Below are 13,584 nucleotides of genomic sequence, written 5' to 3'. Positions count from 1 at the left end.
ACGGGTGGCGAAGACGTGGCTTTCGCCGCTTTTCCGCCCGGAAGTATTCCTTGATCAGGTATAGGCCGCGAGACGGACTCACTCGAAAGAGTGCTGGGGCGACGGCAGCCCCGACCACGTAGGCTCGTGCCGAACGGGAAAACCCGTACCGAGCAAGGAGCTGATCGTGATCCCCGGTGGTGGCCAGCCCAACATGCAGCAGCTGCTCCAGCAGGCCCAGAAGATGCAGCAGGACCTGGCACAGGCGCAGGAGGAACTGGCGCAGACGGAGGTCGACGGGCAGGCGGGCGGCGGTCTGGTGACGGCCACCGTCACCGGCGCCGGCGAGCTGCGCGCCCTGAAGATCGACCCGAAGGCGGTGGACCCAGAGGACACCGAGACCCTCGCCGACCTCGTCGTGGCGGCCGTCCAGGCGGCCAACGAGAACGCGCAGACGCTCCAGCAGCAGAAGCTGGGCCCCCTCGCGCAGGGCCTCGGCGGCGGCGGGATCCCCGGCCTGCCGTTCTGACCCGGCGCACCGCCTTCCTCGCAGAGGCGGCAGACAACTACGGTACGTACGGGACGGTGCGCACCGCCCCGTAAGACCCAGGAAGGCAATCCGTTGTACGAAGGCGTGGTCCAGGACCTGATCGACGAGCTGGGACGGCTGCCCGGCGTCGGTCCGAAGAGCGCCCAGCGGATCGCCTTCCACATCCTCCAGGCCGAGCCGACGGACGTGCGGCGGCTCGCGCAGGCGCTGATGGAGGTCAAGGCGAAGGTCCGCTTCTGCGCGACCTGCGGCAACGTCGCGCAGGAGGAGCTGTGCAACATCTGCCGCGACACCCGCCGCGACCCGGCCGTCATCTGCGTGGTCGAGGAGCCCAAGGACGTCGTGGCGATCGAGCGCACCCGTGAGTTCCGGGGCCGCTACCACGTCCTGGGCGGCGCGATCAGCCCGATCGACGGCGTCGGCCCGGACGACCTGCGCATCAGGGAACTCCTGGCCCGCCTGGCCGACGGCACGGTCACGGAACTCATCCTGGCCACGGACCCGAATCTGGAGGGCGAGGCGACAGCGACGTACCTCGCCCGCATGATCAAGCCCATGGGCCTGAAGGTCACCCGCCTGGCCAGCGGCCTCCCGGTGGGTGGGGACCTGGAATACGCGGACGAGGTCACACTCGGCCGCGCCTTCGAGGGGAGACGACTCCTAGATGTCTGACGCCACGCTGCACGCGACCGACCAGAACCCGGACGATTTCGCGGTCCAGATCGCGGACCAGATCGAGAGCTTCCTGGTCGCCGTCACGGAGGTCGCCAAGGGCGACGAGCCGGAATCGGCCGTGCCCTTCCTCCTCCTGGAGGTCTCCCAGCTCCTCCTGGCCGGCGGCCGGCTCGGCGCGCACGAGGACATCGTGCCCGACGAGCGCTACGAACCGGACTCGGGCCCCGAGCCGGACGTCGACGCGCTCCGCGAGAACCTGGCCCGTCTGCTGGACCCGATCGACGTCTACTCCGAGGTCTTCGACCCCTACGAGCCCCGCAAGGCGCCCGTCCCGGCCCGGATCTCGGACGACCTGGCCGACGTCATCGCCGACCTGCGCCACGGCATGTCCCACTACCGCGCGGGCCGCACCAGCGAGGCCCTGTGGTGGTGGCAGTTCTCCTACTTCTCCAACTGGGGCTCCACCGCGTCGGCCACCCTGCGTGCCCTCCAGTCGGTCCTCGCCCACGTCCGCCTCAACCAGCCCCTGGCCGAACTGGACGGCCTGGACACGGACCAGAGCATGGGCGACGACACCCTGGAGATCGAGGCGGGCCGGGTGATGGCGGAGGAGATCGCGGGCCCGCTGGGGCTGCGCCCGGCCACGTAGCCGGCCGGATCCGGACACCCGGCCGGATCCGGACGCCCGGCTGGCTCCGGACGCCGGTCAGATCCGGACGGCCGTGCCGGTGACGCCGATTCCGCTGCCCGCCTGCGCCGGCACCGTCACCGTGATGGTGCTCGGCCGTCCCATGTCCACGCCCTGATGGACCGTCAACTTCGCGGGGACCGGCACGAGTCCGAGCTCCCGCAGGTAGCCGCCGAACGCGGCCGCCGCCGCTCCCGTCGCCGGGTCCTCGACGACGCCGCCGGGCGGGAAGGGGTTGCGGGCGTGGTAGACGGTGGGTGACTGGCGGTGGACCAGGTCGATCGTGGTCCAGTCCCGGTCGGCCATGAGGGCCGCGAGCGTGGGCATGTCGTAGGCCAGGTCCGCCAGCCGCTCCCGGCTCGCGGTGGCGAGGACCGGGTGCCAGGCCCCGGCGAAGGCCACCCGGGGCGGCAGTGCCGGGTCCAGGTCCTCCGCGGACCAGCCGAGGATCGCCAGCAGTTCGGCGAGGTCGCCCTCGTCGAGCGGGACCGTGCGCGGCGGGACGCTCACCAGGGTCGCCACGAGGGCGCCGTCCGCCGCCCGGTCCGTGCTGACGGTGACCGGGCCCGCCGCCGTGCGCAGCAGCAGCCGTCCGGTGCCGTGGCGCTCGGCGTGGGCGACAGCGGTCGCGATCGTCGCGTGGCCGCAGAACGGCACCTCGGCGAGCGGGCTGAAGTACCTCATGTCCAGGGATCCTTCGCCGGCCTCCCGCACGAACGCCGTCTCGGAATAGCCCACTTCGGCCGCCGTCGCCAGCATCGCCGCGTCGTCGGCGCCGCTCGCGTCGAGCACCACCCCGGCCGGGTTGCCACCCTCGGGATCCGAGCTGAACGCGACGTAGCGCAAGGTCTCCATGGCCCGACCGTAGCGCCCGGCCGCCGGTCGCGCCGCGCGATTTTGGCGGCTCCTTGTACGAGCCCTGTACGACGGCTGTACGGCCCCTGACCGGGGGGACGCGAGGCTGGAGTCACTTCCACCGCGGAGCACGCGGAGGCAGTCCAACTCCCCCCGATGTCCCAGGAGATGTTATGAACCGTCGCCCCGCCCGCCGGCACATAGCCGTCGCCACCGCCACCGCGGTCCTGGCCGCCGGCTCCTTCGCCCTCGGCACCGGAGTGGCCGGAGCCGACTCCCGGAGCAAGGGCGAGAAGCACGCCGAGCCGGTGACCAAGGCGCAGGTGCTCGGACTGTTCGACGACTGGAACGCCGCGCTGCAGACCGGTGACCCGAAGAAGGTCGCCGACCTGTACGCCAAGGACGCCGTCCTGCTGCCCACCGTCTCCAACCAGGTCCGCACCGACAGAGCCGGCATCGTCGACTACTTCGAGCACTTCCTGCTCAACAAGCCGAAGGGCACGAAGATCGAGTCCGTCGTCAACGTCCTGGACCGGGACACCGTGATCGACACCGGTGTCTACGAGTTCACGCTGACCGACCACGACACGGGTGCGAAGAGCACCGTCAAGGCCCGCTACACCTACGCCTACGAGAAGCAGCCGAACGGCAAGTGGCTCATCGTGAACCACCACTCGTCGAAGATGCCGCAGGGCTGAGCCGGGTCAGCCGCCGCTCCGGTGGGACGCCCGGAGCGTGATCGTCACGCACAGGCCCCCGCCCGGTGCGTCCGTCAGCGCCACGGTCCCGCCGTCGTCGGTCGCCAGTTGTCTGACGACGGCGAGACCGAGGCCGGAGCCGGACTTCCCGGTCAGGCCCCGGCCCCGCCAGAAGCGGTCGAAGGCGCGGGACTTCTCGGCGTCCGGCATGCCGGGCCCCTCGTCCAGGACCGACACCCGCACCACATCGCCCCCGGCCTCCACCCGCACGGTGATCGTCCCGCCGTCGGGTGAGACCTCCAGGGCGTTGGAGAGCACGTTGTCCAGCATCTGGTCCAGATGACCGGGACCGGACAGCACAGACAGCCGGCCGTCGGCACTCCCCCCGAGCGCGACGGTGACTCCGCGCTCGTCGGCGGCCGGCCTCCACACGGAGAGCCGCTCCCGCACGATGTCCATCAGCGGCAGCGGCTCGGCCGCCGTCACCTTCGCCTCGGCCCGGGCCAGCACCAGCAGTCCGCTGACCAGCCGGCTCATCCGCACGACCTCCGCCGTCGCCTGCTCCACGTCCTCCCGTACGAACTCGTCGTCCACGCCGTCGGCGATGTTGTCCAGGGACAGGCGCAGCGCCGTGAGCGGGGTGCGCAGCTGGTGGGAGGCGTCCGCGACGAAGATGCGCTGGGCGGCGATCAGGGTGTCCAGGCGTTCGGCGCCCTGGTTGAGGGTGCGTGCCAGGGTCTGGGTCTCGGGCGGGCCCGTCACGGGGGAGCGGGCGGTCAGATCGCCGTCGCTGAACTTGCTGGCCATGTCGTTGAGCTGGCGCAGCGGTCGGGTGAGCCGCCGGGCCACCACGACGCCGAGCAGCGCGGCCACCGCGAGGACGAGCACGGCGAGGACCGCCCGGAAGGCCCAGATCTGCCACAGGCGGCCGGTCATCTCGCCGGTCGAGTACACGATGCGTACGGCGCCGACGACCCGGTCCGTGCCGGACGCGCGGGCGGGCACCGTGACCACCAGCTCGGGGCCCCAGATGAAGGAGGAGCCCCAGTCGGTCGTGGCCCTGCCCTCCTCCAGTGCACTGGACAGCGCCGCGTCCGCGGCCGGCCTCGGCAGGTCCGCCGCACAGCTCGCGGTGCGGGTCACCTGGATCTCGTCGTCGTAGGCCTTGGCCATCTCCTGAAGCGCCCGGCAGGACGCGGCCCGGCCGTCGCCCAGCAGCAGGGCCATGGCACCGGCCTCGCGCAGCACCGCCGACCTGGTGTCGCCGCGCAGCTGGTCCGTGAGCGTGAACGCCACCGGCACGGTGAACAGCGCGATGGCGACGGCGACGAGCAGGACGTAGCTGCGGACGAGCTGGCGGATCATGAGGCGCTGCCGTCCCCGCCGGTGTCCTGCGTGATCTCCAGCCGGAATCCCACCCCGCGTACGGCCTCGATCGTGATCGCCCCCGCGAGCTTGCGCCGCAGCGCCGCCACGTGCACGTCCAGCGTCTTCGTGGGGCCGAACCAGTTCGCGTCCCAGACCGCTTCCATGATCTGTTCGCGGGACATCAGCGCCCCGGGCTCCTCGGTGAGGAAGGCCAGCAGGTCGTACTCCTTGGGCGTGAGGGAGACCTCCTCGCCGTCCAGGTGCACCCGGGCGGCCTTGCGGTCGACGGTCAGGCGGGTGCCGTAGCGGTCGGGGGCCGCGTCGGGGGTGCGGGGCCGGGTGCGGCGCATGACCGCCCTGATCCGCGCGATGACCTCGCGGACGCCGAACGGCTTGGAGACGTAGTCGTCCGCGCCGAGCTCCAGGCCGACCACCCGGTCCGTCTCGTCGCTGCGGGCGCTGATCACGATGATCGGCACGTCGCCGCGCTCACGCAGCGTCTTGCAGACGTCCAGCCCGTCGGTGTCGGGCAGGCCGAGGTCCAGCAGGACGACCTCGTAGGGGCCCGGGTGCCGCAGGGCCGCCTCGCCCGTGGTGACCCACTCCACCTCGAAGCCGTAGCGCGTGAGGCCACGGCGCAGGGACTGGGCGACCGGTTCATCGTCTTCCACCAGGAGTACGCGCACAGCCGAACCCTAGTGCTTGAAAGTTGCCAGATCAGGACCGCGTCCACGTGCGATTGTGACGCCGGGCACTTTCTCGCGTGGCCCGTGCCCAGATGGGCATGAGCCACTCTGGACGGGCGGGCCGAGATCTCACCATGCGATATCGCGGAGGGGTTTTTCGGACGCTCGTTAGACTGAGCCGACCGCGGTACGAATGCGTATGAGCGGACAGAGACGGATTGAGCGAGGAGCGCACGTGGGCCTTGTCGTGCAGAAGTACGGAGGCTCCTCCGTAGCCGATGCCGAGGGCATCAAGCGCGTCGCCAAGCGGATCGTGGAAGCGAAGCAGAACGGCAACCAGGTGGTTGCCGTGGTTTCCGCGATGGGCGACACGACGGACGAGCTGATCGATCTCGCCGAGCAGGTTTCCCCGATGCCTGCCGGGCGCGAGCTCGACATGCTGCTGACCGCCGGAGAGCGGATCTCCATGGCCCTGCTGGCCATGGCGATCAAAAAGCTGGGCCACGAGGCCCAGTCGTTCACCGGCAGCCAGGCGGGTGTCATCACCGACTCGGTCCACAACAAGGCCCGGATCATCGACGTCACGCCCGGCCGGATCAAGACCTCGGTCGACGAGGGCAACATCGCGATCGTGGCCGGGTTCCAGGGCGTCTCCCAGGACACCAAGGACATCACCACGCTCGGCCGCGGCGGCTCGGACACCACGGCGGTGGCCCTGGCGGCCGCGCTGGACGCCGATGTCTGTGAGATCTACACCGACGTGGACGGCGTGTTCACCGCCGACCCGCGCGTGGTGAAGAAGGCGAAGAAGATCGACTGGATCTCCTTCGAGGACATGCTGGAGCTGGCGGCGTCCGGGTCGAAGGTGCTGCTCCACCGCTGTGTGGAGTACGCCCGCCGGTACAACATCCCGATCCACGTCCGGTCCAGCTTCAGCGGGCTGCAGGGCACGTGGGTCAGCAGCGAGCCGATCGATCAAGGGGACAAGCAGGTGGAGCAGGCTCTCATCTCCGGTGTCGCGCACGACACCTCCGAGGCCAAGGTCACGGTTGTCGGCGTGCCGGACAAGCCGGGCGAGGCGGCCTCGATCTTCCGCACGATCGCCGACGCCGAGATCAACATCGACATGGTCGTGCAGAACGTGTCCGCCGCCTCCACGGGCCTGACGGACATCTCCTTCACGCTGCCGAAGACCGAGGGCCGCAAGGCCATCGACGCGCTGGAGAAGAACAAGGCCGGCATCGGCTTCGACTCCCTGCGCTACGACGACCAGATCGGCAAGATCTCCCTGGTCGGCGCCGGCATGAAGACCAACCCGGGTGTCACGGCCGACTTCTTCACGGCCCTGTCCGACGCGGGCGTGAACATCGAGCTGATCTCGACCTCCGAGATCCGCATCTCGGTCGTCACCCGCGCCGACGACGTGCCCGAGGCCGTCCGCGCCGTGCACTCGGCGTTCGGACTCGACTCCGACAGCGACGAGGCCGTCGTCTACGGAGGCACCGGCCGCTGATGGCCGGACCCGACCGAACCGGCCGGTCCGCACGCCCGACGCTCGCCGTGGTGGGAGCGACCGGAGCCGTCGGCACGGTCATGCTCCGGATCCTGTCCCAGCGGGCGGACATCTGGGGCGAGATCCGACTCATCGCCTCCCCGCGCTCGGCCGGCCGCAAGCTGGCCGTGCGCGGCGAGGAGACCGAGGTCGTGGCGCTCACCGAGGAGGCCTTCGACGGGGTCGACGTCGCCCTGTTCGACGTCCCCGACGAGGTCGCCGAGCAGTGGGCGCCCCTCGCCGTCGCCAAGGGCGCGGTGGTCGTCGACAACTCCGGCGCGTTCCGGATGGACCCGGACGTGCCGCTCGTCGTGCCCGAGGTCAACCCGCACGCCGTGCGCATGCGCCGGCGGGGCATCGTCGCCAACCCCAGCTGCACGACGCTCTCCATGATCGTCGCCGTGGGCGCGCTGCACGCCGAGTTCGGGCTGCGCGAGCTGGTCGCCTCCTCGTACCAGGCCGTCAGCGGGGCCGGGCGCGCGGGTGTGGAGACCCTGCGCCGGCAGCTCTCCCTCGTCGCCGGCACGGAACTGGGCACCAGCCCCGGCGACGTCCGCCGGGCCGTCGGGGACGACACCGGGCCGTTCCCCGAGCCGGTCGCCCTGAACGTCGTGCCCTGGGCCGGCACGGCGCGAGAGGACGGCTGGTCCTCGGAGGAGCTGAAGGTGCGGGACGAATCCCGCAAGATCCTCTCCCTGCCCCGCCTTCCCGTGGCCGTCACCTGTGTCCGGGTGCCGGTGATCACCACGCACTCCCTGACCGTGCACGCCCGCTTCGAGGGCGAGGTCACCGTCGACAAGGCCCGTGAGATCCTCGCCACAGCGCCCGGGGTCGTGCTGTTCGACAACCCGGCCGCCGGGGAGTTCCCCACCCCCGCCGACGTGGTCGGCACCGACCCGACCTGGGTCGGCAGGGTCCGGCGGGCCCTGGACGACCCCACGGCGCTCGAACTGTTCGTGTGCGGGGACAACCTGCGCAAGGGCTCCGCGCTCAACACCGCGCAGATCGCCGAGCTGGTCGCGGCCGAACTGGCGTGAACCCGGTGTTCCCCCCGGTTTTCGTGAAGTTTCGCGCGCCGGAATCCCCGAGCCGATGTCATAGGCGGTTTGTAGGATCTGTGCACGACATGTGAGCCGGTCGATGGTCCGGATCACTTGTTCACAGCGCTCCGGCATCAGAGGATTTACCTCCCCGCTCTCCGCAACCGCGCGGAGGGCGGGGAGCGTCTTTGCGGTCGCCCTTCGGCCGTGGGAGCGCTTCATCAGGCGTGGGGACGCCTGGAACCGGGCGTGGGGACGTCCGTTCACATTTGGACATAGGGGAAGAGCGGGACGCATGAGGGCATTTGATGCACCATCGGTTGTGCTGCCTGACGCGGGTAGACCGTCGACGGCGACGGTCGGCGTGAAAGTGTTGCCCGGCACGTACAACCCTGACAGGGGTACGCGTGTCCAACAGGCGTGGCAGAGGTACTCGACTTCAGCGCGGCACGCGGCACGGTCCTTCGACCGCCCCGTCCGGCGGCTCTACGACCCCGCATGTCCGGTACGCCCGGTGGCATGCCGGTGATCGCGCCCGTGCCCGCAGCGCGGCCGACCCGCATCCCAAGTCAGCGCGACGGCGCGGAGGACGGCGTCGCGGCCGGCACCACCGTCGATCACCTCACCGAGACCTACCGCGCGCACTACCGCTCGCTGCTGGGTCTCGCAGCGCTCCTCCTCGACGACACCGCCTCCTGCGAGGACGTCGTCCAGGAGGCGTTCATCCGTGTCCACTCCGCCCGCAAGCGGGTCCGCGACCCCGAGAAGACGCTGGCGTACCTGCGCCAGACCGTCGTCAACCTCTCGCGCTCCGCGCTGCGCCGCCGCATCCTCGGCCTGAAGCTGCTGTCGAAGCCCATGCCCGACATGGCCAGCGCCGAGGAAGGCGCCTACGACCAGCTGGAGCGCGACTCCCTCATCAAGGCGATGAAGGGGCTCCAGCGCCGCCAGCGCGAGGTGCTGGTGCTGCGCTACTTCGCGGACATGACCGAGGCTCAGGTCGCCGAGACGCTCGGCATATCGCTGGGCTCGGTCAAGGCGTACGGCTCGCGCGGCATCGCGGCACTCAGGGTCGCCATGGAGGCCCCGGTATGAGTGACGGCAACGGCGCGGGCGGCAAGGGGCGCGACCGCCCCGACCCCGCCGAGCGCCTCGACGGGTGGCAGGCGCCGACAAGGCGACACGGGCAAGATCCGAAGCAATCGCACGCTGGGAACGGAACTGTGAACCACGGCCCCGACGACCAGAGCCCCGACGGGTTCGACTCGGACGAGCTGGACCTGCGCACGATGCTGCACCAGGCGGTGCGGGAAGTGGAGCCGCGCGACGGCACCCTGGACTACCTGCGCAAGGCGGTACCGCAGCGGCGGACCCGCAAGCGGCAGGCCGTCGTCGGCATGGCGGCCGCCGCCCTCTTCATCGGTACCGCCGTCCCCGCCCTCGTCCACGTCTCCAACGCCACCGGCTCCGACGCCAACCCGTCCGTCGCCGGGCACGCCTCCGAGACCCAGGGCGGCGCGGGCGAGGGCAAGGGCCCGGACGGCGGCGAGAGCACCTCGGGAGGCTCCGCCGGCAAGCCCGAGGGCAAGGAGAAGGGCGACAAGAAGGAGAAGGACAAGGACAAGGGATCCGGCGCCTCCACCGGCTCCTCCCAGGGCACCGGTCCCTCCTCCACCACCGCCGCCGGCATTCCGGCGTGCACCCCGGCCCAGCTCGGCCCCGCCTCCGGCAGCAGCAACGCCCCCGACTCCACGGGTGCGGTCTCCGGCTCCTTCCGCGTCGTCAACGTCTCCGGCGCGGCCTGTACGGTCACCGGCCCCGGCTCGGTGAGCGCGCTGCCGCAAGGCGCTGCCGACGCCACCAAGGTCGGCGCGGTCCGGCACGCGGCCGGGGACGCGGCGGCCGGGCTCCTGCCCGACCCGTCCCTGGAGGCCGCCCAACTGGTGCTCCAGCCGGGCCTCGGCTACGACGTGAAGTTCGCCTGGGTCCCCTCCGAGACCTGCCCGACCCCCGGCGGCAGCGTCGGCGGCCCCGACCCCAGCCCCGAGCCCACCCCGTCGGAGGACCCGACGACCACGGCCGGCACGTCCACCGGCGGCGACACGGGCGCGGTTCCCCAGCTGGCCACGGAGGACGGCACGGTCGACGGCAGCGTCGCGGTGTCCTACACCCCGGGCACCGGCTCGGCCGGAACCTCGGTGACGGTGTCCAACGCGTGCGCGGGGACGGTGTACTGGACGGGCGTGCTGGCGGGGGCGTAGCAGCGGGGGAGCAGGCGCGGTCGTGGTCGCGAGGGCGTAGGCGTAGTCCTAGGCGTAGTCGTGGTCGCGGGGTGCGGGTCGCCTAGCGGGCGGTCGGCGCGTACTTCGCCGGAGCCCGGGCGCCGCTCAGGTCGCGGCGGCGTTCACGCCGCTCAGCCTGGTGGCGTCCGCACTGGTCACATGGCTGTGGCGCGTTCATGCCGCTCACTCGGCGGTGGCGCGCACGCTGCTCACGTGGCGGTGGCGACCACGTTGCTCGGCTCGGTGGCGTCCGTACTGGTCACTTGGCGGTGGGGCGTTCATGCCGCTCACTTGGCGGTGGCGCCCACGCTGCTTACTTGGCGGCGGCGTCCACGCCGCTCACTTCGGTGGCGTCCACGGCGACGGGCTCCTCGTCCGGTACCAGGCCCAGCTCCGCGTCGCGCGCGAACTCGACCTCGCGCCGCAGCAGCCGGAACCACATGAAGATCACGAAGCCCACGAAGGCGAACCACTCGGCGGTGTAGCCCAGGTTCTGGAACGCCTTCAGATCCAGCCCCGAGTCCGGCGGCGCGGCGGCCGGCACCGCCTTCATCCCCGAGTCGGCCTTCGTCAGCGTGACCCAGGCGTCGTACACGTCGTACGGCACCAGGTTCACCAGCGATGCCGCACTGATCGCCGACGTCTGCCCGGCAGGCAGCCCGCCCTGCGCGCTGACCCCGTTGTCCCCCGGCGTCTCCGACGCCTGGAGCGCTCCCGTGACGGTGACCTCACCGGCCGGCGGGGCGGGGGCCTTCGCCGTGTCGGCGGCCCCGGGCAGCCAGCCGCGGACCACCGGCAGCGCCTCACCCGAGCCGGTCCGCAGCAGCGTCAGCACGTAGAAGCCCTGCTTGCCGTCGAGCTCCCGGCCGGGCACCAGCAGCTGCTTGCCGTAGCGCCCGCTCGCGGTGACCAGCTTCCCGGACGTCGCCTTGTCCACCGGCAGCATGTCCTTCAGCGGCCGGGGCGCCTCGCGCCGGGCTTCGGAGACCTGCTCGGTCGCGTCACGATGGTCCTGCACCCGGTCCTCGAACCGGCCCAGCTGCCACGACCCCATGAAGATGCAGAAGGGGATGGACAACAGCACGAAGACGTTGATCCCCCACCATCGGGGCGTCAGCAGAAACCGGTACACACCCCCACGGTACGGGGCTGTCGGACAGCTCGGGCCCGCGGGGTCGGCAACCGGCGGGCCCGGGACCGGTGGAGGTTATCCACAGGCTGGGGACCTCGGCAGCGGATTGTCGGCCCGGGCGGGCAGTATGGGGCCATGACTGAGAGCAACGGGTCCGACGCGCGGGATCAGCGGGACCAGCACGAACAAGCGGTACAGGCGGGGCGGCAGGAGCGGATGCCGGACTGGGAGAAGCGCTTCCGGGCGCCCCGGGTGTCCCTGCCCGACTGGGCGGAGGACGCGCCGGACCACGCCCTGTTCGTCTCGAACGCGACCGGGACGTACGAGCTGTACGCCTGGGACCGGTCGACGGGCGAGCAGCGCCAGGTCACGGACCGGCCGAACGGCACGACCGACGGCGTGCTGTCCCCGGACGGCGCGTGGATCTGGTGGTTCGACGACAAGGACGGCGACGAGTTCGGCGTGTGGCGCCGCCAGCCCTTCGAGGGCGGCGCGGACGAACCGGCCGCGGCCGGCCTGGAGCCTTCCTACCCGGCAGGCCTCGCCCTCGGCCGCGACGGCCGTACGGCGGTCGTGGGCCGCTCCACGGACGAGGACGGCACGACCATCCATCTCGTGCGCACCGGCGAGGAGCCGGTGGAGATCTACCGCCACCGCGAGTCGGCCGGTGTCGGTGACCTCTCCCACGACGGCTCGCTGATCGCCGTCGAGCACACCGAGCACGGCGACGCGATGCACTCGGCGCTGCGCGTCCTGCGCCCCGACGGCACCGCGGTCGCCGACCTCGACGACACCGAGGGCGGCACCCGCGAGCTGGGCCTGGAGGTCCTCGGCTTCGCCCCCGTCGACGGTGACACCCGCCTGCTCATCGGCCACCAGCGCCGCGGCCGCTGGGAGCCCCTGGTGTGGGACGTGGCCACCGGCGAGCAGACGGACCTGGCGCTGGAGCTGCCGGGTGACGTCAGCGCCGAGTGGTACCCGGACGGCACCGGCCTGCTCATCGTGCACAGCTTCGAGGCCCGCAGCGAGCTCTTCCGCTACGACCTGGCCGGCCGCGGCCTGACGGAGATCCCGACCCCGCCCGGCACGGTCTCCGGCGCGACGGCCCGGCCCGACGGCAGCGTGGAGTACCTGTGGTCCTCGTCGGCGGAGCCGTCGGCGGTCCGCTCCACCACGGGCGGCGTCGTGCTCGACCCGCCCGGCATGAAGTCGCCCGGCTCGGTGCCGGTGGAGGACGTGTGGGTGGAGGGCCCGGGAGGCCGCATCCACGCCCTCGTCCAGAAGCCCGCGGGCGCCACCGGCCCCTTCCCCACGGTCTTCGACATCCACGGCGGCCCCACTTGGCACGACAGCGACTCCTTCGCCGCGGGCCCCGCGGCCTGGGTCGATCACGGCTACGCGGTGATCCGTGTCAACTACCGCGGTTCCACGGGCTACGGCCGGGCCTGGACGGACGCCCTGAAGCACCGCGTCGGTCTCATCGAGCTGGAGGACATCGCCGCGGTCCGCGAATGGGCCGTCGGCTCCGGCCTCGCCGACCCCGAGCGCCTGATCCTCACCGGCGGTTCCTGGGGCGGCTACCTCACCCTGCTCGGCCTCGGCGTCCAGCCCGACGCGTGGACCCTCGGCATCGCGGCGGTCCCCGTCGCCGACTACGTCACGGCGTACCACGACGAGATGGAAGCGCTGAAGGCGATGGACCGCACGCTGCTCGGCGGCACCCCCGAAGAGGTCCCCGACCGCTTCGAGGCGTCGTCCCCGATCACCTACGTCGACAAGGTCACGGCCCCGGTCTACATCTCGGCCGGGGTCAACGACCCGCGCTGCCCGATCCGCCAGATCGAGAACTACGTCAAGCGCCTGGAGGCGAGGGACGCGGTCCACGAGGTCTACCGCTACGACGCCGGGCACGGCTCCCTGGTGGTGGACGAGCGGATCAAGCAGGTACGGCTGGAGCTGGAGTTCGCGGAACGACACCTCAAGGGGGCGCCGGGCGCCCGGTAGCCCGGGAGGCGGGGGCTGGACGGCCGCGGGTGGGTGGTGGCCGATCGCGCGGTCCCCGGGGCGCGGGCCCACTGG

General features: G+C 71.7%; 13 protein-coding genes. 9 read left to right on the top strand and 4 right to left on the bottom strand.

The annotated features are described in order from the left end of the window. The first annotated feature begins 166 nt into the window (after window positions 1-166). From AC0665_RS14305 to AC0665_RS14295, 3 genes are all read left to right on the top strand, one after another. The gene (locus AC0665_RS14305) at window positions 167-508 is read left to right on the top strand and encodes a YbaB/EbfC family nucleoid-associated protein (protein ID WP_078615225.1); all 342 of its coding nucleotides are present in this window, start codon (window positions 167-169) and stop codon (window positions 506-508) included. Between the two features lie 93 nt (window positions 509-601). Next, window positions 602-1,201 carry a recombination mediator RecR gene (recR, locus tag AC0665_RS14300; protein WP_003991835.1) on the top strand — a complete coding sequence of 200 codons (600 nt, stop codon included), beginning with the start codon at window positions 602-604 and terminating at the stop codon, window positions 1,199-1,201. Further along, window positions 1,194-1,853, top strand: a complete 660-nt coding sequence (locus tag AC0665_RS14295) for a DUF5063 domain-containing protein (RefSeq protein WP_478705091.1) — start codon at window positions 1,194-1,196, stop codon at window positions 1,851-1,853. Before recR ends, AC0665_RS14295 begins: the two co-directional genes overlap by 8 nt. Window positions 1,854-1,910: 57 nt before the next feature. Here the strand turns inward: AC0665_RS14295 and AC0665_RS14290 are convergent, their stop codons facing one another. Next, window positions 1,911-2,747 (bottom strand): PhzF family phenazine biosynthesis protein, encoded by an 837-nt coding sequence (locus AC0665_RS14290; protein WP_478705090.1) that lies wholly within the window; start codon window positions 2,745-2,747, stop codon window positions 1,911-1,913. A gap of 173 nt (window positions 2,748-2,920) precedes the next feature. On the opposite strand from AC0665_RS14290, the gene AC0665_RS14285 reads away from it, so the two are divergent. Further along, on the top strand, window positions 2,921-3,445 hold the full coding sequence (locus AC0665_RS14285) for an SgcJ/EcaC family oxidoreductase (protein WP_478603386.1): 525 nt from the start codon (window positions 2,921-2,923) through the stop codon (window positions 3,443-3,445). A gap of 6 nt (window positions 3,446-3,451) precedes the next feature. On the opposite strand, the gene AC0665_RS14280 is transcribed toward AC0665_RS14285, so the two are convergent. Beyond that, window positions 3,452-4,810, bottom strand: coding sequence for a sensor histidine kinase (locus AC0665_RS14280; RefSeq protein WP_478705089.1), 1,359 nt, complete (start codon window positions 4,808-4,810; stop codon window positions 3,452-3,454). Continuing rightward, complete coding sequence (locus AC0665_RS14275) at window positions 4,807-5,499, bottom strand: response regulator transcription factor (protein WP_468634939.1); 693 nt, start codon at window positions 5,497-5,499, stop codon at window positions 4,807-4,809. The genes AC0665_RS14280 and AC0665_RS14275 overlap by 4 nt, the downstream gene beginning before the upstream one ends. Before the next feature lie 235 nt (window positions 5,500-5,734). On the opposite strand from AC0665_RS14275, the gene AC0665_RS14270 reads away from it, so the two are divergent. From AC0665_RS14270 to AC0665_RS14255, 4 genes are all read left to right on the top strand, one after another. Next, window positions 5,735-7,012 carry an aspartate kinase gene (locus tag AC0665_RS14270; protein ID WP_356443529.1) on the top strand — a complete coding sequence of 426 codons (1,278 nt, stop codon included), beginning with the start codon at window positions 5,735-5,737 and terminating at the stop codon, window positions 7,010-7,012. Continuing rightward, entirely contained in the window at window positions 7,012-8,088 is a 1,077-nt protein-coding gene (locus AC0665_RS14265; protein ID WP_468408506.1) for an aspartate-semialdehyde dehydrogenase, read from the top strand. The genes AC0665_RS14270 and AC0665_RS14265 overlap by 1 nt, the downstream gene beginning before the upstream one ends. A gap of 522 nt (window positions 8,089-8,610) precedes the next feature. Next, complete coding sequence (locus AC0665_RS14260) at window positions 8,611-9,186, top strand: SigE family RNA polymerase sigma factor (protein ID WP_468408508.1); 576 nt, start codon at window positions 8,611-8,613, stop codon at window positions 9,184-9,186. Between the two features lie 128 nt (window positions 9,187-9,314). Continuing rightward, on the top strand, window positions 9,315-10,352 hold the full coding sequence (locus tag AC0665_RS14255; RefSeq protein ID WP_478603393.1) for a hypothetical protein: 1,038 nt from the start codon (window positions 9,315-9,317) through the stop codon (window positions 10,350-10,352). A gap of 334 nt (window positions 10,353-10,686) precedes the next feature. Here AC0665_RS14255 and AC0665_RS14250 read toward each other — a convergent pair whose 3' ends face one another. After that, complete coding sequence (locus AC0665_RS14250; RefSeq protein ID WP_478603395.1) at window positions 10,687-11,505, bottom strand: SURF1 family protein; 819 nt, start codon at window positions 11,503-11,505, stop codon at window positions 10,687-10,689. 135 nt (window positions 11,506-11,640) lie between these two features. On the opposite strand from AC0665_RS14250, the gene AC0665_RS14245 reads away from it, so the two are divergent. After that, complete coding sequence (locus AC0665_RS14245) at window positions 11,641-13,509, top strand: S9 family peptidase (RefSeq protein ID WP_478603398.1); 1,869 nt, start codon at window positions 11,641-11,643, stop codon at window positions 13,507-13,509. The last annotated feature ends 75 nt before the right edge of the window (window positions 13,510-13,584 follow it).

The sequence above is a fragment of the Streptomyces sp. NPDC043685 genome, from assembly GCF_056436585.1.
This window is presented reverse-complemented; position numbering and strand designations above follow the sequence as displayed.